Annotated in this window: 29 protein-coding genes, 1 pseudogene and 1 riboswitch; of the genes and pseudogenes, 11 read left to right on the top strand and 19 right to left on the bottom strand. The window is 32.4% G+C overall.

Annotated features, from left to right (window positions below; genetic code table 11):
* Window positions 1–117: 117 nt before the first annotated feature.
* Window positions 118–1,107 carry a tryptophan--tRNA ligase gene (gene trpS, locus ACFELW_RS03795; protein ID WP_341759193.1) on the top strand — a complete coding sequence of 330 codons (990 nt, stop codon included), beginning with the start codon at window positions 118–120 and terminating at the stop codon, window positions 1,105–1,107.
* 86 nt (window positions 1,108–1,193) lie between these two features.
* Here trpS and ACFELW_RS03790 read toward each other — a convergent pair whose 3' ends face one another.
* Window positions 1,194–1,799, bottom strand: a complete 606-nt coding sequence (locus ACFELW_RS03790) for a carbonic anhydrase (RefSeq protein ID WP_375329676.1) — start codon at window positions 1,797–1,799, stop codon at window positions 1,194–1,196.
* 100 nt (window positions 1,800–1,899) lie between these two features.
* Window positions 1,900–2,478, bottom strand: coding sequence for a UbiX family flavin prenyltransferase (locus ACFELW_RS03785; RefSeq protein ID WP_094648801.1), 579 nt, complete (start codon window positions 2,476–2,478; stop codon window positions 1,900–1,902).
* A gap of 110 nt (window positions 2,479–2,588) precedes the next feature.
* Between ACFELW_RS03785 and ACFELW_RS03780 the strand changes: the two genes are divergently transcribed.
* From ACFELW_RS03780 to lpxC, 3 genes are all read left to right on the top strand, one after another.
* On the top strand, window positions 2,589–2,765 hold the full coding sequence (locus tag ACFELW_RS03780) for a DUF465 domain-containing protein (RefSeq protein WP_341759195.1): 177 nt from the start codon (window positions 2,589–2,591) through the stop codon (window positions 2,763–2,765).
* A 150-nt stretch (window positions 2,766–2,915) separates the two neighbouring features.
* Window positions 2,916–3,548: a guanylate kinase gene (gene gmk / locus ACFELW_RS03775; RefSeq protein WP_341759196.1), complete on the top strand. Its 633-nt coding sequence runs from the start codon at window positions 2,916–2,918 to the stop codon at window positions 3,546–3,548.
* A gap of 243 nt (window positions 3,549–3,791) precedes the next feature.
* The gene (gene lpxC, locus ACFELW_RS03770; RefSeq protein WP_341759197.1) at window positions 3,792–4,652 is read left to right on the top strand and encodes a UDP-3-O-acyl-N-acetylglucosamine deacetylase; all 861 of its coding nucleotides are present in this window, start codon (window positions 3,792–3,794) and stop codon (window positions 4,650–4,652) included.
* Between the two features lie 201 nt (window positions 4,653–4,853).
* Here lpxC and rnpA read toward each other — a convergent pair whose 3' ends face one another.
* On the bottom strand, window positions 4,854–5,240 hold the full coding sequence (gene rnpA, locus ACFELW_RS03765; protein ID WP_341759198.1) for a ribonuclease P protein component: 387 nt from the start codon (window positions 5,238–5,240) through the stop codon (window positions 4,854–4,856).
* Between the two features lie 3 nt (window positions 5,241–5,243).
* On the bottom strand, window positions 5,244–5,378 hold the full coding sequence (gene rpmH / locus ACFELW_RS03760) for a 50S ribosomal protein L34 (protein WP_094648876.1): 135 nt from the start codon (window positions 5,376–5,378) through the stop codon (window positions 5,244–5,246).
* Window positions 5,379–5,537: 159 nt separating this feature from the next.
* Between rpmH and ACFELW_RS03755 the strand changes: the two genes are divergently transcribed.
* The 4 genes from ACFELW_RS03755 to ACFELW_RS03740 all read left to right on the top strand — a co-directional run bounded on the left by ACFELW_RS03755 (window position 5,538) and on the right by ACFELW_RS03740 (window position 9,430).
* Complete coding sequence (locus tag ACFELW_RS03755) at window positions 5,538–6,077, top strand: demethoxyubiquinone hydroxylase family protein (RefSeq protein WP_341759199.1); 540 nt, start codon at window positions 5,538–5,540, stop codon at window positions 6,075–6,077.
* Window positions 6,077–6,823 (top strand): BPL-N domain-containing protein, encoded by a 747-nt coding sequence (locus tag ACFELW_RS03750; RefSeq protein WP_375329675.1) that lies wholly within the window; start codon window positions 6,077–6,079, stop codon window positions 6,821–6,823. Before ACFELW_RS03755 ends, ACFELW_RS03750 begins: the two co-directional genes overlap by 1 nt.
* 146 nt (window positions 6,824–6,969) lie before the next feature.
* Window positions 6,970–7,398, top strand: coding sequence for a helix-turn-helix domain-containing protein (locus ACFELW_RS03745; RefSeq protein ID WP_341759201.1), 429 nt, complete (start codon window positions 6,970–6,972; stop codon window positions 7,396–7,398).
* A gap of 340 nt (window positions 7,399–7,738) precedes the next feature.
* A complete protein-coding gene (locus ACFELW_RS03740; RefSeq protein WP_375329674.1) occupies window positions 7,739–9,430 on the top strand; it encodes an IS1634 family transposase in 1,692 nt (563 codons plus the stop codon).
* A 315-nt stretch (window positions 9,431–9,745) separates the two neighbouring features.
* Here the strand turns inward: ACFELW_RS03740 and ACFELW_RS03735 are convergent.
* From ACFELW_RS03735 to ACFELW_RS03700, 8 genes and pseudogenes are all read right to left on the bottom strand, one after another.
* Window positions 9,746–9,943 (bottom strand): annotated as a pseudogene (locus ACFELW_RS03735) (IS5/IS1182 family transposase); the annotation flags it as partial.
* A gap of 25 nt (window positions 9,944–9,968) precedes the next feature.
* Window positions 9,969–10,388 carry a cytochrome c maturation protein CcmE gene (gene ccmE / locus ACFELW_RS03730; protein WP_375329673.1) on the bottom strand — a complete coding sequence of 140 codons (420 nt, stop codon included), beginning with the start codon at window positions 10,386–10,388 and terminating at the stop codon, window positions 9,969–9,971.
* A gap of 104 nt (window positions 10,389–10,492) precedes the next feature.
* Entirely contained in the window at window positions 10,493–11,131 is a 639-nt protein-coding gene (locus ACFELW_RS03725) for an SCO family protein (protein ID WP_094649564.1), read from the bottom strand.
* Window positions 11,132–11,141: 10 nt separating this feature from the next.
* Complete coding sequence (gene hemB, locus ACFELW_RS03720) at window positions 11,142–12,143, bottom strand: porphobilinogen synthase (RefSeq protein WP_375329672.1); 1,002 nt, start codon at window positions 12,141–12,143, stop codon at window positions 11,142–11,144.
* 584 nt (window positions 12,144–12,727) lie between these two features.
* On the bottom strand, window positions 12,728–13,480 hold the full coding sequence (locus ACFELW_RS03715; protein WP_375329671.1) for a tetratricopeptide repeat protein: 753 nt from the start codon (window positions 13,478–13,480) through the stop codon (window positions 12,728–12,730).
* The gene (holA, locus tag ACFELW_RS03710) at window positions 13,477–14,484 is read right to left on the bottom strand and encodes a DNA polymerase III subunit delta (protein WP_375329670.1); all 1,008 of its coding nucleotides are present in this window, start codon (window positions 14,482–14,484) and stop codon (window positions 13,477–13,479) included. Before holA ends, ACFELW_RS03715 begins: the two co-directional genes overlap by 4 nt.
* 8 nt (window positions 14,485–14,492) lie before the next feature.
* Window positions 14,493–14,993: a hypothetical protein gene (locus tag ACFELW_RS03705; protein WP_375330476.1), complete on the bottom strand. Its 501-nt coding sequence runs from the start codon at window positions 14,991–14,993 to the stop codon at window positions 14,493–14,495.
* A gap of 11 nt (window positions 14,994–15,004) precedes the next feature.
* On the bottom strand, window positions 15,005–17,164 hold the full coding sequence (locus ACFELW_RS03700) for a ribonuclease E/G (protein WP_375330475.1): 2,160 nt from the start codon (window positions 17,162–17,164) through the stop codon (window positions 15,005–15,007).
* Window positions 17,165–17,494: 330 nt separating this feature from the next.
* On the opposite strand from ACFELW_RS03700, the gene ACFELW_RS03695 reads away from it, so the two are divergent.
* Window positions 17,495–18,652: a hypothetical protein gene (locus tag ACFELW_RS03695; RefSeq protein ID WP_375330474.1), complete on the top strand. Its 1,158-nt coding sequence runs from the start codon at window positions 17,495–17,497 to the stop codon at window positions 18,650–18,652.
* Here ACFELW_RS03695 and ACFELW_RS03690 read toward each other — a convergent pair.
* On the bottom strand, window positions 18,632–19,324 hold the full coding sequence (locus tag ACFELW_RS03690) for an RlmE family RNA methyltransferase (protein ID WP_375330473.1): 693 nt from the start codon (window positions 19,322–19,324) through the stop codon (window positions 18,632–18,634). The two genes, ACFELW_RS03695 and ACFELW_RS03690, sit on opposite strands and share 21 nt — an antisense overlap.
* Complete coding sequence (gene nusB / locus ACFELW_RS03685) at window positions 19,314–19,799, bottom strand: transcription antitermination factor NusB (protein WP_341759209.1); 486 nt, start codon at window positions 19,797–19,799, stop codon at window positions 19,314–19,316. The genes ACFELW_RS03690 and nusB overlap by 11 nt, the downstream gene beginning before the upstream one ends.
* Window positions 19,800–19,891: 92 nt before the next feature.
* Between nusB and rseP the strand changes: the two genes are divergently transcribed.
* Together rseP and bamA are read left to right on the top strand one after the other, a co-directional pair.
* Window positions 19,892–20,986 carry an RIP metalloprotease RseP gene (rseP, locus tag ACFELW_RS03680; protein ID WP_375330472.1) on the top strand — a complete coding sequence of 365 codons (1,095 nt, stop codon included), beginning with the start codon at window positions 19,892–19,894 and terminating at the stop codon, window positions 20,984–20,986.
* A gap of 63 nt (window positions 20,987–21,049) precedes the next feature.
* Window positions 21,050–23,359 (top strand): outer membrane protein assembly factor BamA, encoded by a 2,310-nt coding sequence (gene bamA / locus ACFELW_RS03675; RefSeq protein WP_375330505.1) that lies wholly within the window; start codon window positions 21,050–21,052, stop codon window positions 23,357–23,359.
* A 233-nt stretch (window positions 23,360–23,592) separates the two neighbouring features.
* Here bamA and ACFELW_RS03670 read toward each other — a convergent pair whose 3' ends face one another.
* From ACFELW_RS03670 to ACFELW_RS03650, 5 genes are all read right to left on the bottom strand, one after another.
* The gene (locus ACFELW_RS03670) at window positions 23,593–24,366 is read right to left on the bottom strand and encodes a thiamine diphosphokinase (protein ID WP_341759211.1); all 774 of its coding nucleotides are present in this window, start codon (window positions 24,364–24,366) and stop codon (window positions 23,593–23,595) included.
* Window positions 24,356–24,619: a SemiSWEET family sugar transporter gene (locus ACFELW_RS03665; protein WP_094649175.1), complete on the bottom strand. Its 264-nt coding sequence runs from the start codon at window positions 24,617–24,619 to the stop codon at window positions 24,356–24,358. The genes ACFELW_RS03670 and ACFELW_RS03665 overlap by 11 nt, the downstream gene beginning before the upstream one ends.
* Window positions 24,606–24,710: riboswitch (TPP riboswitch) on the bottom strand. (Overlaps the previous gene by 14 nt.)
* Window positions 24,711–24,721: 11 nt before the next feature.
* Window positions 24,722–24,901: a palindromic element RPE2 domain-containing protein gene (locus ACFELW_RS03660; protein ID WP_341759212.1), complete on the bottom strand. Its 180-nt coding sequence runs from the start codon at window positions 24,899–24,901 to the stop codon at window positions 24,722–24,724.
* A 272-nt stretch (window positions 24,902–25,173) separates the two neighbouring features.
* Window positions 25,174–25,755 carry a phospholipid-binding protein MlaC gene (locus ACFELW_RS03655; RefSeq protein WP_375330471.1) on the bottom strand — a complete coding sequence of 194 codons (582 nt, stop codon included), beginning with the start codon at window positions 25,753–25,755 and terminating at the stop codon, window positions 25,174–25,176.
* A gap of 13 nt (window positions 25,756–25,768) precedes the next feature.
* Window positions 25,769–26,530: a VacJ family lipoprotein gene (locus ACFELW_RS03650; protein ID WP_375330470.1), complete on the bottom strand. Its 762-nt coding sequence runs from the start codon at window positions 26,528–26,530 to the stop codon at window positions 25,769–25,771.
* Window positions 26,531–26,542 lie beyond the last annotated feature (12 nt).

Here is a 26,542-nt window from a genome sequence, read left to right as displayed (position 1 = left end):
GACGTTGTCGCTCGTCGCTCGCCTATTACTTATAGGCGTCGCTCCATCGCTCCTAGCACCAACTTCTCCTGAATTGACTATATATAGCTATAATTAGTAACTATTCGGAGAAATTCAATGAAAAAAACAGCTCTATCCGGATGTCAAGTGACTGGGGATCTACATTTAGGGAACTATCTCGGAGCAATTGTTAATTGGTCTAAGATTCAGGATGAGTATAATTGCTTGTTCTTTTTAGCCGATTTACATGCTATTACTATAGATCGCTCACCCATAGAACTAAACTCTTCTATATTGCAAACTGTTGCCATATATATAGCAACAGGGCTTGTGCCAGAGAAAACTACCATATTTGCACAAAGTATGGTGAAGGAACATACGGAACTTGCTTGGATATTAAATTGCGTTACCCCACTTGGTTGGCTTAAACGTATGACTCAGTTTAAAGACAAAGCTGGAAAAGACCAGGAAAATGCTGGCTTAGGATTATTGTCTTATCCAGTATTGATGGCAGCTGATATATTATTATATAATGCTGACATAGTACCTGTTGGCGATGATCAAAAACAGCATTTGGAACTTACCAGAGATATTGCGGCTATTATCAATAGGAAATTCAATCAGGATGTCCTAAAATTACCTGAACCATTAATTCAAGGCTCATCAAGAATAATGAGCTTAAAAGACGGTCGTAAAAAAATGAGTAAATCTGATCCATCTGATTTATCTCGTATTAATTTAAATGATAGCCCAGATCAAATTTACCAAAAAATTAAAAAAGCTAAAACAGATCATTTAGCGGAAATCAGTTATGATCCTCAAAATAGACCAGAAATTAGCAATTTAATTGACATTTATTGCAGTTTATCTGGTACTAATGTTGACAAAATAGTTGATCAGTACCAAAATGCCGGTTTTGCCAAATTTAAGGAGGAGCTAGCTGATATTATCATCACGACTCTAACTCCCATTCATGCTAAATATACAGAGTTAATGAAAAACCAAGATTATTTGATAACTACATTATATAACGGAGCGGATAAAGCTAGAATGACCGCTGCTAAAACTCTGATTGAACTCAAGAAATTAATGGGCTTTGTTATATAAATTACGATTTATAGCTAATAGACGCTTGGCAAGCGGATTTTTTATTCATCATAAGAAAATAGCAGAAAAACTGTGAACCTTATACCTTATGCAAGGGGTATATATGAGCTTTGTTTATCAGCATAAGTAAAAATTTGCCCTGTTTTTATGTCAAAAAACCATAAATGAATAACCAGTTCTTTTCTGTTCACTTGTTCATTGATCCATGGAAACATCATACAATTTTGATATGATTGTTTAAGTGCTAATTTTGTATAATCATCAGCATTATATTGTCTAAAATTAGGGGTTTTTATTAGAGAAACCCAGTTAGTTATAAAATCATTTTGCTGTGAATCATCACTATTTAATAATGTCTGAATTCCTCCACATTGGCTATGCCCCAATATAATTAAGTGTTTAACTCTCAAAAAACAAACTCCAAATTCTAAGGCAGCACTCGTACCGTGATGAGAGGCATCTTTTTCATAAGGTGGAACAATATTTGCTAAATTACGGACAACAAATAAATCTCCTGGATCACATTGCAATATTAACGCTGGATCTACTCGAGAATCACAACAAGCAACTACCATAATCTTTGGTTGTTGACCATCACGAGATAGACTATGCATGATAGATTTATTACCATCAGCATATTTTTTTCTAAAGACTTGATAGCCTTGTAATAGTTTTTTAAAACTTTGTTGCATTGTTAACCCTCAAAACGTCACTAGGTTCTGTGAAGGTTTCTAATTTAGAAAACTTCACAGAACCTTAAATTATAGCATATATTTCTCAAACACTAATAGGTTATTTTAACCCATCCCAACGTTTTATTAAACCAGCATCAATGTCAAAAATATCAAGCACTCGAGTAATTGAGTGATTTATTATATCATCCAAGGTTTCTGGTAAGTTATAAAAAGCCGGCACTGGAGGAGCAATTATCCCGCCATAACTCGTTACTTTCAACATATTCTCTAAATGCCCCCTATGTAAAGGAGTTTCTCTAATCATTAAGACTAATTTTCTTTGTTCTTTCAGTATAACACCTGCTGCTCTACTAATTAAATTATCCTCAATGCTGCAAGCAACTGAGGCGAGAGTTTTCATGCTACATGGAGCTATGATCATACCAAATGTCCTAAAAGAACCACAAGCAATCCTACAACCAATATCAGAAAGATTATAATAATAATCTGCTAGCTCTTGTACTTGTTGTATAGAGTAATCTGTTTCATGTAGTATAGTCAAATGGGCAGATTTTGAGATAATTAAATGACTTTCAATGTTTAACTGCCGTAAAATCTCAAGTAACCTTATACCATATATGGCTCCAGAAGCTCCAGAGATTGCCACAAGCAATTTTTTTTTATTATTAGCAGTCATAGTTATATTTTTTCCTTTTAAAGCATATTATATTGTATTAAAATAGTATTTGGTTTTATAAAGTTGACCTTATAGAAATCCTAGTTTTTAACTGATTATGGAGTTTAAAAATGAATATCAATAATCATATACAAAGCTTACAAAAAAAACATGATGATTTACAAAGACTAATAAATGCTGCATTTTCACATTTGCATGATGATACTAAAATCAAACAGTTGAAGAAACAAAAATTAATGTTAAAAGATAAAATTTTGTTGTTATATAAGAACATCACCAGCAATTAAATTTATTGATTCTTTATAAAGCAGAAGGCTGTAATTAAAAAGATTTGTGTACAAACAATTTTTTATTAAGGGTAATCTGTTTACTTTTTCGTTTCAATCAAAAGATTATTCGAGTATATTCAGAGTCACTGTTATAAAAGAATAATAAATATGGTGCTATCTCTGAAAAGTAAAGGATTAACTGTTATTTTATCTTCCCCCTCGGCTGCTGGTAAATCCAGCTTAGCAAGAGCAGCTTTAAAAATAGACAGTAATCTTAGATTATCCATCTCTGCAACCACCAGAACACCTAGGACAGGTGAGATTGATGGAGTAAGTTACTATTTCAAGACCAAAGAGGAATTTAATAAATTAATTGAACAAGATGCATTCCTTGAATATGCAAATATTTATAATAATTATTATGGAACACCTAAAAAAGTTGTAGAAGAGCTACTAAATCAAGGGCTAGATGTTTTATTTGATATAGATTGGCAAGGTACAAAATCCATAAAAAAAATCTTATCAAATGTGATTACAATTTTTGTTCTGCCACCAACTCCTAGTATTTTGCAACAACGAATTCAAAATAGAGGGCAAGATAGTAAAGAAGCGATAGAGTTGCGTATGAAATTGGCAACCAAAGAGGTACAATATGCTAAATATTATGATTACGTGGTTATTAATGATGATTTTGAGATCACTCTTAAAACAATATATTCGATAATTATCGCTGAACGCGTGAAAAGAATAAGGCTTAATTTAGATAAGTTTTATAGTAATTGGCAACATGCGTTATTATAATTGCAACCCAAGTGTCATTGCGAGGAGGCATAGCTAACGAAGTAATCCACAAAAGTGATTAAAAATGGATTGTTTCGTCGACCTGCGGTTTTCTCGCTAATATAAGCTATTTTGCTATAATAGCCAATTTCTAAGATCAAATCAGTATATATTAATGTAATATTTTGTAACATAATGTCACTTGCATATAAGCGGTTAAAATACTAAAATCAATTTAATTTTTAAAATTAGTAAAATTGACCAATGCAAGTATCAATACTAAACCCTGTAAGTTGTTATGGGGTAGGCGTTCATTCCGGTAACATTACTCAGTTGACTTTAAGACCAGCTGCAGAAAATACTGGCATTGTTTTTGTCAGGACTGATGTGCGGCAAGAAATAAATTTTATTCAAGCTAGTTGTTTGAATGTCTCGGAGACTTCTTTCTCTACTACCATAAAAAATGAACATAATATTTCTATTTCAACTATAGAGCATTTAATGGCAGCTCTTTGGGGATGTGGAATTGATAATTTAATAATTGAAATCGATGGTTCTGAAGTGCCAATAATGGATGGTAGCAGTAAAGCTTTTGTTTTTATGATAGAATGTGCTGGGCGACAATTACAAAATGCTCCAAAAAAATACCTAAAAATCTTAAAAGAAATTAGGGCAATTCACAAAGATTGCGAGTTAGTGTGTAGCCCTGCTCATAGCATGACAGTTGATATGACAATAGATTTTGCTAGTAAAGCTATTGGCAAGCAAAATTTACTCTTCTCAGAAAATGAATCTTTTAAAAATAATATTGCTGATGCTAGAACTTTTGGATTTATCCATGAACTTGAATATTTAAAAAGTAAAGGGCTGGCACGTGGGGCATCTCTCGATAACGCTATAGGTATAGATCAAGATATTATAATAAATCATGATGGACTTAGATATACTGATGAATTCGTGCGGCATAAACTTCTTGATCTATTCGGAGATTTATATACTACAGGAGGGCATCTAATAGCTAACATCACTGGTTATAAAACCAGCCATGCTCTGAACAATCAATTTTTACGACAAGTATTTAGTGATCCTACTGCCTATCAATGGGTTAGTAATAGAGAAATTTAGGTTCGTAGTAGCTCAGGCTTCATATCTATGTTTTTTACTATTTTTTTATGATCAATAAAAAATCTGATCACCAAGAGTCATTGCGAGACCACATAGTGGTTGAAGCAATCCATTATTTTGAATTGCTTCAATGCTACTAAAATAGCTCTTTGCAATGATGTCTTGTATTTTAACTTTTTTTCGTGAACGCTCACGAGTCTATTAGGTCTTTAAAAATATCCTGTATAATTCGCTTAGTAAAGTTGCAAACTCAATTTGTTCAAAGCCTTTCTTGGGGATGACTATTACTGCCCAACTATTGGATTTTAATTGTGACTCTTTACTTACAAGCCTAACTAGATGCCTAATACGTCTTTTGATTTTATTACGAATAACAGCGTTTCCTAATTTCCTTCCGGCTTTTATACCAAAAAGTATTATATTCGATGAATCATCTAAAATCTCTCTAGATTTTTTACATAGCTGTATTTGATGAAGCTTAGTAAAATCTTTTGCTATTACTGTGATAAAATAAGGGCTATGGAACTTTTTACCTAACTTATTAACTAGGTCAAATTCCTTCTGATTTTTTAGAGATAAAATAAGCACTGACTATGCTGATAACTTTTTTCTGCCTTTTGCTCGACGCTTCCTTAAAATCTCTCTACCACCAACAGTTGCCATTCTTGCCTTAAACCCATGCCTTCTTTTTCTTACTAAATTGCTAGGTTGAAATGTGCGTTTCATAAATTCATATCCAATACAAAGGAACAGATTTACTTATACAATAATGACACTAAACTGTCAATAAAATATAAATTTATCTTTTAAGAAACTGATAGATTGCTGTATTATATTTCTTGATAGAATAAATTTTAATAACATTATTTAAATGAACTAGGGCGTATGGCAAGACCCAACTTTACCAATTCAAGAAATATCATCAAAGAAATTATTAGAGTGAATCATGCCGGAGAATACGGTGCAAAACGAATTTATGAGGGACAATTAAATTATTGCAGAAACCATCAAACCTATCCTACAATAAAACATATGATGCAGCAAGAAGAAGTGCATTTAAGCTACTTTACTAACTTGTTATTACAAGGTAATGTTAGACCAACGATCTTAATGCCATTTTGGCATATTATTGGTTATGTACTTGGTAGTGGATCAATATTAATAGGAACAAAAACTGCCATGCTGCTAACCCAAAGTGTAGAAGAAGTGATTGAACAACATTATCAGAAGCAAATAGACTATCTCGAAGAATATAATTTAGAAAAAGAATTGTTAGATAGTATAAAGCAATTTCAGTCTGATGAAACGGAGCATAAAGATATAGCTCTAGTGCAAGGTAGTAATGAAGTAGTATTTGCCCCCCTAATTAATAAAATTATCAAGTTAATGTGTAATATAGCTATTAGTTTGAGTAAAAAAATTTAATGATATCATCAATCAGAATCTATAATGGGCTAGGTACATCGAAGGAAAGCTTGTATCATACCTTTAATAGTTTTGTTCATTATGCTTCAACAAAATATCATATAAGTTATATTTCTGCAGAAGAAATTATAAGAGGCGATTGGATTGATAATACTAGTTTACTTATTATTCCAGGAGGGGCGGATAGGTATTATACACAATATCTTAACGGTAAAGGCAATAAGCAAATACAGAAATATTTAATGCAAGGTGGTAGTTTTCTTGGAATATGTGCAGGAGCATATTATAGCGGTACCCACCTAGAATTTGCTAAATCTTCACCAATAGAAGTAATAGGAACTCGAGAACTTGCCATATACCAGGGGGGTGTTATAGGTCCAGCCTTGTGTAAGTATTACTATAATTCAAATAAAGGAGCAAGAGCCGCTAGGATAATCTTAAATACTCCTAATCTTCCTGAAGATTCTATGGTTTTTTATAATGGAGGGGGCTATTTTTTAGATGCCCAAAATGTAGCTAATACAAAAATTATTGCTAATTATGAAGATTGTAAGGCAGCTATTATAATGTGTAAACTCGTTAGTGGCAGGGCTATTTTAAGTGGGGTGCATTTTGAGTACGATCCTTATCTAATACGACATTCTAAATTACTCAATCCTATTATAGGTTCATTAATTAAACATAATAAGTCAAGAATTATGTTAGTTAAACATATTTTAAATATGTTGTTTATTAAAACAGAATAAGTGCGTTCTAATGGTCAGCGTTCACAGTTTTTTTGCTATTTTCTTATGATAAATAAAAAATCTGATCGCCAAGTGTCTATTATACCAATTGAAATAGTTAAGGAGGTATATTATAATATGGGAGTATAAATTTGTGCGGTACTAAAATGGCAAGAACATTAATATTACCAAAAGGTTTTCATGAACATGATTTCATATGCCTAATGAAAAACGAGTTACACGGAAGAAATCGCATACGCTTATTAGCAATGCATCACCTGCAATCAGGCAAGTCATTGAAAACTGTATCTATGATAGTTGGATTGCACTGGAAAACGGTACAATCTTGGCTTAGAAGACTTAGAAACTCTAGCTTTGATGGATTATTTGAATCAAATAGGAGTGGTGCGTTTAGAAAATTCAATAGCTTACAAGAATCTTTTCTGTCTGATAAAATAAATATGTTGAGTGAAAGTAAGACAGGTGGGTATATAACAGGAAAGGAATTACATAATATGTTATTTGAACATATGATATTAAATGGGGTATATCAGAAAGATTGTGTAAGTATAATATCAGAATTAGTCCATCTTTGATCGACATTCTCCCATTTTTGGTCATCAGTACCACAAAGTATGGCAAATTGATTTAAGGCAACTGAAATAATAATATCTTGTATCTTGAACACTTATCTGACAGTCAAAATTTATCTGACAATCTAATAAGTTAATTTATGGTGTCTGTAAGATCAAATCTTGACTTCTACAGCTTTCACTGACTTCGGAAAATAGTTAAAGATAAGTGTATAGAAAAAGCAGGAGAAAAAGGTTTTGTTAATTAGAGGACGTTTGTTGTGCCTCCATATATTTTTATTATTGACATACAATATTTTAGTAGATATACTAACCAACAATTAGTTTTAAATATGCTACTGATATGTTCGTTAGAGTCAAAAAATCTGCTACCCGTAATGTTAACGCTGTTCAACTAGTAGAAGGGATACGCGATCCCATAACTAATAAAGTAAAACAACGGGTTGTTCGACATATTGGCAGTGCATCAGACCAAGAAGAAATAACTAAACTAATAGAGCTTGCTGAATTCATTAAGGTTGAAATCGCTAGTAGCACTCAACCTAATCTTATCCCAGACAAGGATATAGTATCGATGGCGATGTCATCTAGACAGCGGTGCGAGAAAGAACAAATACAACCACAACCTATTGATGATATCAGCAATTTACGTAGTCAAGGAAGCACTATCATCGGCATTCATGAGGTGTATGGAAAAATTTATGACCAACTTGGTTTTAATAAAATCTTACCCAACCCTGCCAGGGAAGTGTCGAGCATAAACATAATACGCAATGTTGTTTTAGCTCGTATTGCTAACCCAACTAGTAAGCGTGAAACAGTCAATTTATTGGTCAATAATTATGGAGTAGATTTAAAGCTTGATTCGGTATACAAAACTATGGATAAAATAGATGATAAGGTGGTTGAGAAAATCGAGCAGTGTGCTTTACTTAGCAGTCAAAAGTTGTTTAAAGAAAAAATCGATGTACTATTTTATGATGCAACTACTCTTTATTTTGAATCATTTACTGAAGATGAGTTGAAGAGTAAGGGGTTTAGTAAAGATCATAAATTCAATGAAGTACAGGTAATGCTGAGCATTTTTGTTACTAATAATGGTATTCCAATCGGTTATGAGATATTTCCTGGTGCAACCTATGAAGGTCATACTTTATTGAAAGCTTTAGATAGCTTGAAAGGCAGGTTTGCTATTGATAAAGTAGTGTTTGTAGCAGACAGCGGTATGTTGAATAATGAAAATTTAGCTCTATTAGAACAGGCTGGCTATCAATATATAGTAGGTGCTAAAATTAAGAATATGACTAAGGATATTACAGCTAAAATCTTAAATAATGATGATTATCAGCCATTAACCGTTGATGCAGAAGAATATAAGGGAAAAATAATTGAACTAGCTGAAAAGGGTCGCAAACTGATTATGAGCTATAGTAGCAAAAGGGCTTATAAAGATGCTCAAGATAGAGAGCAAGCATTGAAGAAATTAATGAAAAAAATGAACAGAAGTAAAGGAGTTAAGTCGTTAATTTCTGCTAGTGGTTATAAAAAATATTTAATAATTAATAATAATGATAAGTTTGCAGTAAACGAGCAAAAGATAGAGGAAGATAGCAAATGGGACGGTTTGCATGGAGTTATTAGTAACCTAGAAAATGTTGATGTAGCGTATATATTGTCTCGTTATAAAGGATTGTGGCAAATTGAAGAAACATTTAGAGTTAGTAAACACGATATTAAGATTAGACCAATTTATCATTGGAGTCCTAGCAGAATCAAGGCACATATTGCTTTATGTTTTATGGCGTTAGTATGTATCAGGCATTTAGAATATCGGGTAAATTTACAGTCAATTAAACTATCACCGGAACGATTACGTAAAGCACTAATTGGGGTGGAAATTACCAGTGTAGTACACATTAAAGATAAAAGAGTATTTGGCATTCCATCCCCGGTATCAGATGAGGCAAAGATTATTTATAAAGCAATGAATTTACCGATTAGCACTATTCCTTATTTAATATCATCAGGAGAGTAAAAGAAATAATCAAGTAGTAAAGCTAATAATTATTATAGGATTATTTTGAAATTTTTATATTCGAACAAATAATTTGTTGTGCATGGAAATTTTATCATTTCCTGAGCTGTCAGCCACTTTTTGGCACAACAACACTGAAGTCGGGGGAATAAACATGATTTTCTTGAAATAACTACACTATTCCGCTAAGGTTTTTATGGGGTTCCTAAATTTTGTTGGGACTCTTATATGGCTACGCTAAATTTTTTGTTCACAGGACCTAGAAGATTAGCATCTGCTTCTCTTTCTGTATATAGGGTAGGTCCATACCATTATCTTTAGTAAGATTTTCAGCTGAGTGATATCATTTCTTTGCCCAGCAGTTAGTATAAACTTCAGTGGGTTACCCAGTGCATCAACGAGGGCATGAATTTTAGTACTAAAACCACCTTTGCTTTTACCTAAAGCTGCTTCCTCTTGATTACCTTTGATATATCCAGATGAGCAAGCATGTACTCTTACAATTGCTTCGTCGGCTATGCCTTCTCGCAATGACGTTTTATACTTTAACTTTTTTCCGTGAACGTTCACTATACTGGGCTGGGGAATAATTCTCATCATGTTTAGTCAACAATTCACGAGCTATGAATATGTTGTCTAATAGCTTACCGACAGCTATTACCCCTTGCCTCTCACGAAATAAAGCGGGCAAAACCCCTTGGTAAGATATTTCTAGGTCTTTAATGTCATCGGTAATGACAAAATGCACCTTATCAGCCGTAATTTTTTTAATTGAACCTACTTTAACTAACCCCCCTACCCTAAATTCTTTGCCAAGTTTTAACTCATTAACCTTTGATGGAGGATAAAAAAATACTATATTATCTTCAAGGTTATATAATATCATATATACCCCTCCGGCACTGCATAATAGGTAAAATAATATAATTTTTAATCTATTTTTTACCCTTTTTTGCATTAACTAACCTAACCTTAACCTTATTATAACCTATCCAACTTGCTGCCAACAATAAGCCAAGAGCCAAGAAGGCAAACAGGTATGAAACTAGTAAATAATTCATCTTAATATTTTTTCTGCTGTTCCATTACTCTAATAAATTCTATAATCTCTTGAGCTGAACTATTTAAGTAAAAATGCTTTACATATTTTCCTTGTCTATCCATCAAATAAACGAAAGAAGAGTGATCTAACATATAATCTTCACTATTAGTATCTATTTTAGCATAATACACCTTAAACTTATCAGCCACTTCTTTAATCTGTTGTTCGCTACCTGTTAAACCAATAAACTTAGAATTAAAATGCTTTAAATATTCCTTAAGAACATCAGAACTATCACGTTTGGGATCGATAGTAATAAAAACAAATTCAACATCAATTTTATATTTATCAAGAGTATTAATGACCTCCATTATCTTTTGCAAAGAAGTAGGACAAATATCAGGGCAATAAGTGAAGCCAAAATAAATTAAACTCAATTTTCCTTTCAAATTATCACTATTAAAAATCTTGTCATCTTGATCAGTTAGCTCAAATTTTCCACCAATTTGCACATCATCATTATACCCCCCTCCTCTACCAGCAAGAGGCTTCTGCGGTGTCTCAAAGGATAACCACAGATAAAATGACGTAATAGTTATTAATAAACCTAATGTTATAATAATTCCTATTATTACATTAGCCTGACGTTTCTCTTGCATTATATCCTATTTATTCTACAATATTAATTGCTTGTTTATTCAATATCTGAGCTACTTCCAACGCGGCATAAGTAACAATGTTACTAGCCCCAGCTCGCTTAAAACATAATAACGATTCTATCAAAGCCGCCTGCCAATTTAAGGCATTGACCTCCGCAGCAAGTCTCAACATAGCATATTCGCCGCTGACCTGATAGGCAAATATATTAGTATTAAAGCTATTTGCCGCTTGGGCTATGATATCCAAAAACATCATACCAGGTTTAATCATAATCATATCCGCCCCTTCAGCCAGATCATGTTCTATCTCTAACATAGCCTCTCTGCTATTGCGTACATCCATCTGATAGGTCGCTTTATCTAGATAAACTGCCTTATTACTGCTCACCGCATCTCTGAATGGCGAATAAAAATTTGAAGCATATTTTGCGGCATAAGATAGTATATTAACATTAATAAAACCTTCTGAATCTAGCATTTGACGTATTTCCATAATCCTACCATCCATCATATCAGATGGGGCTACGATGCCTACCCCAGCCTTTGCTAAAACTAAAGCTTGTTTACACAAAGCTTCAACCGTCTTATCATTATCTACATCACCATTATGTAAAATACCATCATGACCATGCGTAGTATAAGGATCCAGTGCAACATCACATATTACACCAATATCAATGTTAGCCTTTTTGATACTTCGAATAGTCCTACACATTAAATTATCTAGATTATACGCTTCATCCGCATTGTCACTTTTTAACTTTGCCTCTATACAGGGAAAAAGTATTATGGCATTTATGCCATTCTGATAAGCCTGCCTAGCCGTCAATACTACTTGATCAATAGACAACCTATATATACCAGGCATGGTGCTAATCTCCTGACGCTGGTTTTCCCCTTCAACAACAAATAATGCTAGCACTAAATCATTAACGCTAAGCCTATTCTCCGCTACTAATTCTCGTAACCACCGAGTTTTTCTATTTCTTCTTAATCTTACTGTTGGATACATCCATTTCTCAAAATTTTAAGTTTAATACAAATACAGCTATCCTGATTAGCATTACTATAAGTCTATTAGCAAAGCACACGACAAAGCAATACTGTTTTTATCACCGTCCCTGCTCGACTTAGTGTCATACCTGCGTAAGGAGGTATCTAGATTCCCGCCGTTGCTAAGAATGACAAGAACCCGAGGGAATGACAGCTTACATACTTCGCCGGGTTACGTACTTCCTGCAATAACAAAAGTTTCTTAGGGTTTATACTCTTTTTAAGAAATATATCACAAAAATTTCTGCCACTAAGTAAAAAAATATTTTAATTGCATAAAAATCCAATATTTACATAAGATTAATAAAAATTATTCTTTTTGATACAAATCCACTTGACTTATACTATAAAATATCAATAAATATGTTCCATAATAAAAATTATTATGGAAAATTATGAAAGTTAATGTGCCTAATCTCAGATGACATGAAGAGAGAATATTAGCTCAAAAGAAATAGTAATATTACTCTTTGGTCTAAATTAGTACCTAAAAATTTTAAAATTTCTAATAAAGAGTTAGATACTTCACTTAATACTGATAATTCAGTTATTTTTAGTCTTTAAAGACTCTCCTACTCTTAAAAGCTCTGATTTGTCAAAGGCCTCTTTGATTTTTGCTTTTTGCCTGTCTAATTCTGTCAAAGCAATATCTTTCAACTTATAAGATGAAGCATAATTAGGGTCATATTTAATTGCCTTATCAAATTCTGTAATTGCCTCTAGTAATTTATGTGACAGCAACAAAATTGAACCTTTAGCACAGTAAAGTATAGCATTAAGTTTAGCATTATCAGGATTATATTTAATTGCTAAATCACATTCCTTAATTGCTTCCTGCCATTTACCTAAACGTATTAAAACTCGAGCTTTATTAGAGTGAGAAACTATTTCAGGTTGATGTTTTATTGCTAAATCATAGTTTATAATCGCATCCTGCCATTTACCTAATTTCTCCAAAACAATACCTTTGTTATTGTAAGCATCAGCGTTGTTAGGTTGATATTTAATTGCTAAATCATACTCTTTAATTGCCTCTTGCCATTTGTTTAAGCCTGCCAAAGCGATAGCTTTATTATAATAATTAACAGGATTCTCAGGTTGATATTTAATTGCCAAATCATACTCCTTAATTGCCTCTTCCAACTTACCTTCCTCTGCTAAATTATATCCTTTTTCAGAATGCACACAGCCATCAAGACTATTGGTAACTATTTTATTACGGTTAGCACACCCACTAAGTGTTATTAACACTAAACCAATAAAAATTATTAGTTGTTTTATATTAATCATTTTCATAATATTTCCTCTTGTTTGCTTATATTAAAATGTATTTTAATATAAATTTGTTGATATATATCAAAGCCAACTGGATTTAGCTTGTAATCAATTTCTGCTTGCTGCAAATGTTTCAGTGTCTTAATGCAATCCTCTAATTTAAGCTTATTTACAGCTTTTTTAAAACTTACCACATATTTATAGAAAATTGGTGGAGATAATGATTTTATAGCCATATCTATATCAACACCAGCTTCTAATTTACTCAATACAATGTATAAATTTAGATAATATCTGATTAATGCTCTGATAATTAGCACTTCATTAATATTTTGTTGTTTTAATTTATTGAATTCTTGTAAAAAATTATCAGCATCTTTTGAGGAAAAATAAGCACATAAATTATCCCCATTTCCCATAAAATCATCACTAACTACCTGCCGTGCATCATCTAAAGTAATTTGCTCTTTATCAAATGTAAAATATGTTAATTTATCGATTTCACTAACTAGCATTTGATGGTCACCTTTTAGGCGAGTTGTTAAATAGTTAACAGCATCTTCTTTTATAACCTTCCCTACACTATTACATTTATGTAAAATTATCTTAGCAATTTTTTGTTCATCGTCATGATAACAAGCTAAAGAAGCCAAATAAGTTTCCGTTTCAAAGAATTTACGTATGCTAGAAGCAGTTGATAATTCATCAGCAATAAACACTAAGAAATGCACTGAATCTTTACTAAGAGCAAGTTTTAAAGATTTATCTATAGATTCTCCAACTGATCTTACAGTAATCAATTGTTTTTGCATAAAGAAATTTTGGGTATTAACTAAAGTTTCAAGCGACCGAGATTTAATCTCTGAATATTCTATAGAGGTTTTTAGTAAATCAAATTTCTTTACTAAGGCTTTACAAACTTTATCTATATACCCTTTATCTGGACCATAAAGTAACAGAGCCTTAATTTGTCCATTTTCTACCTTATCAAGTAGCTGCATAGTTTGTGATAGATAGAATTTCATCTTTAATGCTATTTTGCTTTAATGATATTTTGTTTAAAATATAAAATTAATCTTTCCAGTATCTCATTCGCCCCTTGTTTTGTAAGGTCTTCCAATGCCTTATCATTATCTAAATAACTATGATAAGGTGAAGAAGCTGTACTATAAGAGGTCACATGACGGAATGTTCCTGAGGTAACCTGTTGATTAGTCACAACATCAACTAACCTATATTGAATAGTTTGACTTACTGTTTCTCTTAACACATCAGAATTTTTTTTAATAATAAGCGGTAAAATTTTGTTGGTAAATTTTACCTTTAATAAATACTTTGTTGTTGATGTTGTAGATTTTGGTAGAATACTAGACAAATAGTAACAAAATTCTGCCCCAGCAATAGAGTCTATTGGCTCAACTTCAATAGCACTTAATTGGCTTAATTCTTGTAAACTATATTTATTACTATATACAGGTCTTAAACTACAAGAGGTACATAAAAACAAGTAAGTGACGATTACTAATAAACTCAAGCTACTCTTTATCAACTATTAGCCCCCTCCTGTTTAGCTAATTCCTGAGATTGCCCATTATCAGCCACTTTGTTTTTATTATAGTTACGCCTTCTAGGGGGACGAGTATAACTTGATTTCTTATCAAGATATTTACGATTTGACTTAATGGTATCAACAACATTTTCATTGTCCAACTCAGTTACCACTAATGCCTTATCAGTTTCTTGACTAGACTCAACAACCTCTTTATCAGTTTTTTCGTTATCAATTGCTATTTCTACATTTTTATTTAACTCACTACTAGCTTCTAACTTATCAGGAGTTTTCCATTTTTGCTTCTTTCTATTAGGATTTGAACTAGTAGGTGGCTCTTTATTAATCTTTTCTTCTTGATAATTAGAAGACTGATTTTGAATTAATGGTTTACTAGTAGCCCCAGCATGGCTAGATTTTTTTGGCAATTTTATTTTTTCAATTGAATAATTATCAGAAGTGGCAGATGGATCAACGTGGAATCTTAACTTTAAATTATATTTTTCTTCAATTAGAGATATTTCTGAACGCTTATTATTCAGTAAATAGATGACTGAATGAATATTAGCAAAAACATTTACTAGATCGATATTTTCATTAAAAATTTCATTCTCTATCGTACGTAAAATTAACATAGCATTTGACTCATCTGCTCTAACAAGCCCTTTGCCATTACAATATGAACAAATCGATGAATTCGATTCCAAAAATGATGGTCTTAATCTTTGCCGAGACATCTCAAGCAAACCAAATTGGCTAATATTAGCAGTTTGAATTCTTGCCCGATCTCGACTTAGAAATTCCTTAAAAGATCTCTCAATAATTCTACGATTTCTAGCATCATACATATCGATAAAATCAATAACTACTAAGCCTGATAAATCTCTTAATTTAATTTGCCGAGCAATTTCTCTGGCAGCTTCCAAGTTGGTCTTTAACGCCGTTTCTTCAATATTTTTCTCAGCAGTTGCTCTGCCTGAGTTAACATCAATCGAAATAAGGGCTTCTGTTGGATTTATTACTATATACCCACCAGAAGGTAAAGCAAAAACAGGTTGATATAACTTAGATAGCTGCTCTTCAACAACAAATTTTGTAAAAATTGGTACTTTATTTTTGTATTCTTTAAGCTTACCAATATCGGTAGGTAATATATCCTTCATGAATTTTACAGCATTTTGATAGGCATCACTACCTTGTATTATCAACTCTTTAACAGTATGATCACACATATCCCGAATGACCTTTTGAATCAGCCCATCTTCTTCATGTATAAAACACGGGGCTATAGATTTAAGGGTACTCTCTCTAATTTTATTCCATAATCTTACTAAATAATCATAATCTCTTTTTACCTCTAAAGTAGTACAGCCAGCACCAGCAGTGCGAATTATGATGCTTGACGCATTACTACTATTACCTGAAGTTATTTTACTAACAATATTCTTAAGCCTTTTTCGTTCATCAGCATTGGATATCTTACGTGATACACCATTCTGGGAGGGCGTATTAGGCATTAAAACACAATATTTCCCAGCAAGAGACATAAAGGTGGTAAACGACGCTCCTTTATTACCTCTTTCTTCTTTGGTAACTTGCACAAGCAGAATCTGCCCCTTTTTTATTACTTCTTGAATTTTGTATTGCTTTTGTTTATTCTCTTCATCTTTATCACTTCTCTCAACATTTATTGTTTCAATGTCATTATCTAGAACATCTAAATTAAATTCTACCTGAATTTTTTCGTCCACTAATCTTTCTATAGCATTTAAATCAATTTCTTCACTATCTATTATCAGATTATAATTTCTCTTTGTTTCAGACTCCACAAGATCATCTTGGGTAATATCTGAAAGAGAGATTTCTTGTAATTTGTTTATAGAAGGCAAAGATTTAAGATCGGATGCTGGTATATTATAATAATATGGGCTAATTTCAGTAAAAGGTAAGAATCCACTCTTGTCAGGACCATAATCTATAAAGGCAGCCTGCAAGGCTGGTTCAACTCTTATAACTTTTGCAAGATATATATTGCCCTTGTTTTGCTGTTTTATCGCAGTTTCATATTCAATATCTTCAATATTATTATTATGATTTAGTAATACTACCCTTGTTTCATTAGGAAAGTTAGCATCAACTATAATTTTCTTACTCATTAATTTTTTACTCGTAAATTTCTAGGTACATCTCTAATATTTTGCAAACCTAGCAACATTAAACAATATCTATTTATTATGACAAATTTAAAAAACATTCATATCTTTTTAAGTACACTAACCTAATAAATAACTACCATTAGAAATTTCTTAACCATCTTACGCAAATTCGCTGCTCTATAAACCTAAAATTTATTCATGGTCATAATAAAATTAATTAGACAAATTTTAATGAATAAGCTAATGTACTTTTGATTACACAAACTTCTTAAACGCCTCTCTATTAAGAAATTTATATACGATGTAATCTAGTTTAGCAAACAATTATTTATGACCCAAGATAATCATTTTAAAACAGCTTTGCTATTGTTTATTAGTGTATTTCTTTTCGCATGTATTACTTACATCAATACACTAGTAATACCAGATTTTTTAACAAGTAAAGGCCTATCTGGAGAGCAGCTAGATCATATCGAATCAATCGAAATGTTAGGTTATATAATAGCTGGTTTATTCTTAACCCCATTAATTAACAAAATTAGTGACAACAAAACTACCATTATTAGTTTAATCTTACTGATAATAGGTATATTAAACCTATTTATGATTAAGGATTACACCATCCTTAAAATCAATTTTATTATAATGGCATCCGCCTACTACACTTACATAACCACTACTATCATCAAAATAGTGGAGTTAACCAATAACTATAAATACTATAAATATTTTGCTCTTATTATCTTTTCTTTGCTATGGATAGCTGGACAATTTACCGTTGATTTATTAACCGAATTTCTAGAATCAGCGACAAATGGGTTATTATTATGCGTATCACTTTATAGTTTTATTATTATAACTTGCTTACAAAGAGATAATATTAACAAAAATACAATTTTAGTTTCTAGATTTTCATTTTTAATTGAGAACATAGAATTACAGGTTCTAACAGGCTTTATGGTATCTTACATTACTTTCGATATATTGTGGTATTATGAGGAATTTGCTTTAGAAAAACACTTTCCTGTATCAAAGATAGACACTATTTCCCATTATACTCTTATGAGTATATTTTTCTTGATATCACCTGTTATTTTATCATTAAAAATAATCAATAAATATCTTGCTAACTTAATACTGATGATTATCCTCTTAGCCAGCTTTATTCTTTTACCCCACTATGGGGTCACTTTAATAGGAAACATCTATCTCCTCTCTACAATTGGTGTATGTTTATGTGCTATTTTTATTTGTAATATATTAATATTATCCGGTAAATTTGAAGCACAGGATTTGAGAACCGCACTGGCAATATATTTCACTATGTCTGTTATTGGAATGTATTCTGGGGCTTTATCTTCTTATATATCTCATGGGCTATATGATGGGCAAGGTTTTCTATTTTCTACATATACCGTTGTTGGAACTTTTGTACTTTATTATTCTTGGTATTTTTTAAAACGAAAATTATACAGATTTCCTGCTTAAAGCAATTAAATAAATCTCTACTGACTCTTTACGACTAGAAGATGGCTTAAAATGCTTAACCTTGTGAAAATTAAGCTTAATTTTGTTCAGTGTACTATTTTCTGTACCACCCCGAAAAATTTTAGCAATAAAATGCCCTCCCGGCTTTAAGATTTTTAAAGCAAAGTCAATCGCATGCTCACATAAGTCAAGAGTCCGAATATGATCAGTTTTCGCATGACCAGTCGTGTTCGCAGCCATATCACTCATTACAATATCAGCACTACCATCTAGCATTTTTATAATAGCCTCTTCTGTACCTTCAGCATAAAAATCTTTTTGCAGACAATTTACACCAATGATTGGCTCAATCTCAAGCAAATCAACGGCAATTATCATACTATTATTACTAGCAGATTCATCAGATTTAATAATTTTGACAGCAACCTGGCTCCACCCCCCTGGGGCAGCCCCTAAATCAACTAATTTCATCCCTGGTTTTAACAAATTAAATTTTTCATGAATTTCTAGTAACTTATAAGCTGATCTGGATCTATAACCATCAAGCTTAGCTTTAGCAACATAAGGATCATTTAATTGGCGTGCAAGCCACTGTTTTGATGAATTTTTCTGCCTTTTTGCAGTTTTAACGGCAACAAACTTACCTCTAAAACCTGATATGTTAGATGTCATGGGACATAACCTCACTAGGTTCTTTAGCAATTCTATCTAATATAGAATTAACAAAACCAACCTCATTCTCACTCAACATATCACTTGTAATATCGGTGAACTCATTAATTACCACTTTGCTTGGCACATTTGGAAAAAATTGTAATTCACAAATTGCCACACGCAAAAGAGCAAGAAGTAGAACAGGTAAGCTGGTAATCTGCCATTCAGCTGTCAAATACCTTGATATCATCTTATCAATTTGGGGTAATTTTACAACTACAGACTTTACTAACAACTCAAAATAGCTTATACTTAATTTTACTTTTATTGATTTGTTTAAATTATTAGCTGCTCGCTCATCTTGATAGAATTGAATAGTTTGCTGTATGATTCGATCTATGTTTTTATCAGAACTTTCCGGTTTATACTGATAGATTGCTTGTACCGCAGCAATACGTGCTATTGTTTTGGTGTTAATCTTGGGTGAGGTCATAAAATTTTTCAACAGTATTGTAACATATTTAATCTATTACCTATAGCAAAAAAGTATAACTTAGTAAACCTCTTAAAAAAATAATGAGTTGTATGTTATCAATATTCGGATTTATTCTGACCATCAGTCTATTAGTATTTGTTCATGAGTTTGGTCATTATTACGTAGCTAAAATGTTTGGGGTAAAGGTTGAGGAGTTCTCGATAGGTTTTGGCAAGGAACTATTCTCTAAAATAGACAAAGATGGCGTAAAATGGAAAATTTGTGCTATACTCTTCGGTGGTTACGTTAAAATTTATGGATTTGACCCTGCAACATTTGAAAAACCCAAATCTTGGGAAGTTGATTCTTTAGAGCATTCGAGTTTGGCACATTACGCCTTTCTTAGTAAGCCTCTCTATGCCCAATTCTTAATTATAGCTGCTGGACCTATAGCTAATTACTTGTTAGCCATTCTAATATTCACAACTATTTATTTTTCTCACGGTCAAATAGAGATACCACCAATAATTGGTGAAGTGGTAGCTAATTCCCCTGCAGAACTAGCTGGACTTACAAAAGACGATAAAATTATTATAGTGAATAATAATAAAATTAACAGTATCGTCGATTTACAAAACAACCTATTAACCAATGGAATCAAGCCTCTCCATCTTTTAGTTGACAGAAATGGTGAGGTTATAGACATTTCTATAATTCCGGTAGAGAAAAAACTAGATAATCATCCTAATCTAAAAAGACCTTATATAGGAATTATTGCTAAAAATGAGCCTATTTACATTAAAATGAATATTTTTCAAAGTATCTATCAAGGATCTGTAGACGTTATTTATATCTCAAATTTAATTTTAGGACATTTTGGACAAATGTTAATGGGGACAAGATCGTTAAATGAAATTGGTGGACCAATTACCATTGCCAAGGAATCAGGAAAATCTTTAGAACAAGGGGTAGAAAATTTTGCATTATTTATTGCTATGATATCAATTAATCTAGGTTTACTTAATTTGCTACCGATCCCAGTTCTAGATGGCGGACATTTAGCATTTATAATATATCAAATAATTTTTGGTAAAACACTTAGTGGGGCAATAAAAAATGTTATACTAAGATTAGGTATGGGGATAATTATTTTTCTTATTGTAATTTCCCTGTCAAATGATATAAAAAACTTAGTTTTTAAATAATTAAGTTAACCATACCCGTTAGTATAAAATTAAAATATTAAAGAAAAGAAGGTTCTTGTGAAAATAAAAGTCAAATCAACTATTAAAATAGCTATTTTGGCAACAACTATTTTATATAATATCTCCGCTTTATCAGCTGAATATGTTAAAGAAATAACTATTCAAGGTAACAAAAGGATTGAAACCTCAACTATTGAAAATTATTTAAAGCTTCAAGTTGGAGAAGAGTATAGTTCGTCAAGAGCAGATGAAGCAATCAAAAATCTTTACGCAACATCTTTATTTGAGAATATAACTATTAGACTAGTAAGTGGTGGTAATTTGATAGTTACTGTCTCAGAAACTCCTTTTATTGCTAAGGTAATATTCAAAGGTAATTCTAAAATCAAAACCTCTGTATTATCGAAGGAAATGCTTACTATGGCCGGTGAATCAATGAGTCGGGCTAAAATCCAACTGGATGTCGAGAAGATTAAGGAGATGTACAAACGTGCCGGTCGTTATTCGACAACTGTCACCCCACAAATCGAAAAGCTTGAGAATGATCGAGTAAGAGTTACTTTTGATATTGCAGAAGGACCTAAAACAAAAGTTAAACAAATTTATTTCCAAGGAAATAATAATTATCGTACTAATGAACTGCAATCTGTTATCCTAACCAAAAAATCGAAATGGTTTAATTTTTTAGCAACTAATGATACCTATGATCCAGAGCGTTTGGAGTATGATGAAGTATTGCTAAAGGGCTTTTATCAATCAGTAGGATTTGCCGATTTCCGCGTTATTTCTGCTACAGCAGAGCTAAATCCAACCAAGGAATATTTTACCATCACTTATTCTATTGAGGAAGGAGCAAAATATAAATTTGGCAACATTACTATTGACAATAAATTGCCTAATATTGATCTAAATGAAATTAACAAATATGTTAATGTTACTTCCGGTGAGACATTCAATATTAATCGTTTAAATAGAATAACCGATAAACTTACTGCATATTTTGCCAGTCAAGGTTATCCAGGAATTAGTGTTTATCCTGATATAAGTGGTAAAAATCCAGATCATACTGTCGATGTTAAATTTGTGATAGATAAGGCAGATAAAGTATATATTAATCAAATTAATATTACTAATAATCTAAAAACTGAAGATAAAGTTATTAGGCGAGAATTTAAAATTTCTGAAGGAGATATATTTAATCGTTCTTATATTGAGAAAGGTGATCGAAATTTACGTAATTTAGATTATTTTGAAAAAGTACTTATTAGCATCACGCCCACAGAAAGAAAAGATAAATATGATATTAATATTGATGTTGAGGAAAAATCAACGTCATCAATTAGTTTTGATGCTGGCTATAATACAGCAGGCGGACCATTTGGACGTATATCATTCTTAGAACGCAATTTAATTGGTACCGGAAAATTGTTAAATGCTGGAGTGCAAGTAGGGAAAAAAAGTATTAGTTACTATGGTGGCATAACCGAGCCTCATTTTCTTGACAAAGACTTATCGCTAGGTTTCAATGTTTTCAATAATTATAGCGGTCGTGGTACTTCATTCCTTTCACAAGGAGATCAAAATTATACGTTAAAATCTATAGGACTCAAAACCTCTCTTGGTTATGATATTGCAGAAGATTTAAGTCATGAAATTGACCATACTATTAAAAGAGAAACATTAAGCTCTCCAGGCAACCCGAGTTCTATATTCTTAAATGAACAAATGGGAAAATTCGTAACATCTGCCATTGGGCATACTATCACTTATGATCAACTTGATAGTAGGATTGTTCCTAAAAATGGTTACATTATCAGCGGTACCCAAGAATTTGCTGGTGTTGGAGGTAATAATAAATATCTAAAACATGAACTAGACGGTAAGTATTTTAAATCTTTTATCAATAATAAATTTACTTTGAAAATTGCTAGTAGTGTTGGTAATGTCATGGGTGTAGGAGGTAAAGCTGTCAGAATTTCTGATCGCTTTAATTTGGGTGATTATAGTCTTAGAGGATTTGCTGCCAGTGGAATAGGTCCTAGAGAAAAAACAACAAATGAAGGTCTTGGTGGAGAAAAATATTATACAGTTTCAACAGAACTTAACTTTCCGACTGGTTTACCAGAAGACTTTAATTTGACTGGTGCTGTTTTTATAGATGCTGGTAGTCTGTGGGGGATAGGATTAAATTCTAAAAGTGCTTATACTGCTGATAGTTTTTATAATGATAGATCGCTTCGGGCTTCTGTTGGAGTTGGCTTTATCTGGGTCACTCGCTTTGCCCCTATCAGGATGGACTGGGCTTGGCCAATTAAGAAGAAACCTTATGATGATAAGCAAACTTTCCATATAAAGTTTTCTACGCATTTTTAATATGGAAAAAGCTATAGACGCGATTAGTATTTATCGATGCAAACTACCGTCATTGCGAGGGGGCGTAAGCCTCTGAAGCAATCCATTTTTGTGTCACCCCTGCGAAAGCAGGGGTCTAGATTCCGCACCGAAGCGGGAATGACAGGGTAAAAACGTCATTGCGAGAGGGCGTAAGCCTCCGAAGCAATCTATTTTAATCGTTTTTCTTGTCGGCACTAATTCAGGTTAATTGACTATATAATATCACTTCCGTAATCTTTCATTTTTTCTAAATAAATCATTACCAATGATAGACCACTATGTACCTCTATAGAAACAGTTTCACAAATAGTTCTATTAAAAGAAGAATTAGTACCCGGAAATGACATCTGATAATGCTCTAATTCCCATTTTAAGCCTTTAGTAGAAATTTGTGCTGATGAAAATCCAAGTAATGAGATTTTGGTATCTACAGACAATGTAAAAACCCTAGTCTCTCCAGCCTTAATTACGTACCCTACAATAGACGGTGCATAAAAAATGCTACCATTTTTAAGAAAAATACTAATATTATTTAATATATGATCAATATATCCTCCACTCATTCCTACAATTATAGCTGGTAACAGATTTTTATTCTCAAGATATTGTAGAGATTTTTCAAAATCACAGCTGTTCTGATCTGGTACACGAATTACTTCAGTATAGTCAATTGATGAGAAGTTGGGGACGTCGTCACTCGTCGCTCGCCTATTACTTATAGGCGTCGCTCCATCGTTCCTAGCCCCAAATTCTCCTGAATTGCCTATAGTATACAGTAAATCGACTTTTGCAGAATCTAAATCACCAATCACAACTTTTGGTATTATACCCATCTTGTACAAAGAATTTATTGCTCCATCAGCAGCTATAATAGGCAAGCCAATGTCAAAAAATGACTTATCAGGCAAGTCACCATTTAAAGCCAATATAGAATGGTATAGACCGATATCTATATGTTCATAAAAAGCTCTGTATCTATCTTGCATCGTAGTAACATTTTTGAATAATAGATATTATACTGATTATGAGTCCGGCAACATTGCTAAGAACAACAAATATTGAACCTTGGCAATAGCCATGAACAATCCATGCAACTGAGCAAGTAAGGTAATTTACTAGCATTAGCATAGATATATCATGTGTGGATTTTGTTATATATGCTTTATAGACCTGCGGCAATAGACCTATCAGAGATGTAATTAAGGCAATATAGCCAAAAAATTCTTCAATACTGTACACATTTCCCTCCGTTTGTATTAACAATATCAGGTTCAAAGGGTTGTTTATTAACTCTCAGCCTTAGTCTCCTATGGCACCCCTAATGTGAGCAAAATTATATATTTAAAGTAGATTAGTTGTCAAGATGTTTACAACAGTATCATTTGAGATTTGAGGGCTATAGTCAATTGATGAGAAGTTGGGGAAGTCGTCACTCGTCGCTCGCCTATTACTTATAGGCGTCGCTCCATCGTTCCTAGCCCCAAATTTCCCTGAATTGACTATATCTTTCAAAAATGTCATTGCGAGGGGGCGTAAGCCTCCGAAGCAATCCAATAAGTGTGGATTGCCACGACCATTACATGGTCTCGCAATGACAGATAACGTCATTGTGAGGAGCTACTTTAGTAGCGACTAAGCAATCCACAGAATAAACTTTATGGATTGCCACGCTCACATACATTCGCTCGCAATGACGGAAGCACTTACCCAAACGTCATTGCGAGGAGCTACTTTAGTAGCGACGAAGCAATCCACATAATAATCTTCATGTTCACTGGTAATGACGAAAAAGCTTATGACTTCTTTACCAATTCATCGATCAATGTATCAAAACCACTATTACTGAGAATATTCATGAACTCTGACTGTTGGGAACTGATCATACTAACACCTTCCGTAATAACATCTGAAACTTTAAAACTAGAATTATCGCTTGCATCTTTTTGACGTACCAAGTAGTTTACTTTAGCTGTTCCTATCAACATTTCTACCATAAACTCACCTTTATCAAGAATACGCACTTGTTCAACTTTAGGTTGTTGACCATGATAATTTTTCACCAAATCAGCATAGACTGTACTGACATAATTACCATAAAATTCTGTAAATTGTTTAATTTGTTCAGGGGTTAAAGTTCTTCTGTAGACCCCAAGGGTAAATTTAGCCATCCAATCTAAATCCAGGTTAGCTAAAATTAGCATCTTACTTTTAGCAATTTTGCCATCTTGAGTTAAATTTTGATCATTAAATACCTCTAGACCATTTTTTATTAGCTGATTAACATAGCTATCAACCCCCGCATTATTATCATTAGCAGTTGAATAGGCTGACAAAGACAGGAAATTTAAAATTAAGCAAACAATAAATTTTTTCATAATTTTCTATAATTTAGTTAGGTTTAGGGCATTTAAATTGTTTAGGATAGGCAATTACAGATTCCCGATTTTGATGCATAGCTGATCTTACAGCTATGTAAGGATCGGTAGAACTACGTGTTATATAGTCAGTAAATGGTAATAATCCTAACCTAGTATCTATAATTTGTACACTAGATACTACCATTTCAAAATTCCTATGTACCCTATACATTATAGGATTTAAATAACTATTTGTAAATACCGGATCTGTGAAGTCTCTTGCATTAGTAGCACCAATAAATGGTAGGACTAAGTATGGTCCAGGCCCTACTCCATAATGAGCTAAAGTATTCCCCAAAGTTTGTTTGGTAACTTTTAAGCCAATTTTACTTGCTACGTCAAATAATCCGCCTATACCAAATGTACTATTGATAAGAAATCTCCATATACTCTTCATAGTTTGATCATAATTCATCTGTAAGCCATAATTGACAGCAGTCAAAGGTATAGTAATGTTATCTAGAAAACTACTCACTCTAGCTTTGGTATAATCATTAGTAAATTGTTTATAGCCTATAGTAATAGGTCGCAAAAACAGATAATCTAAAATGGAGTTAAAGACAAAGATTTTACGATTCAGTTTCTCATAAGGATCATAGACTTGCATGCAACCATTCTTGGCACTATAAACATACTGAAAATCATCATTATCTTGAGTATTTTGAACATCCGCTATTGCGGTTAGGTTAAAAAAGTTAAGTATAACTAATGCTAGTAATATAAATCTCTTCATTATAGGTTTCAT

Source organism: Candidatus Tisiphia endosymbiont of Nemotelus uliginosus (assembly GCF_964264755.1).
Taxonomy (GTDB): Bacteria; Pseudomonadota; Alphaproteobacteria; order Rickettsiales; family Rickettsiaceae; genus Tisiphia.
The sequence above is the reverse complement of the archived record's forward strand: the minus strand, read 5'-3'. Positions and strand labels throughout refer to the sequence as shown.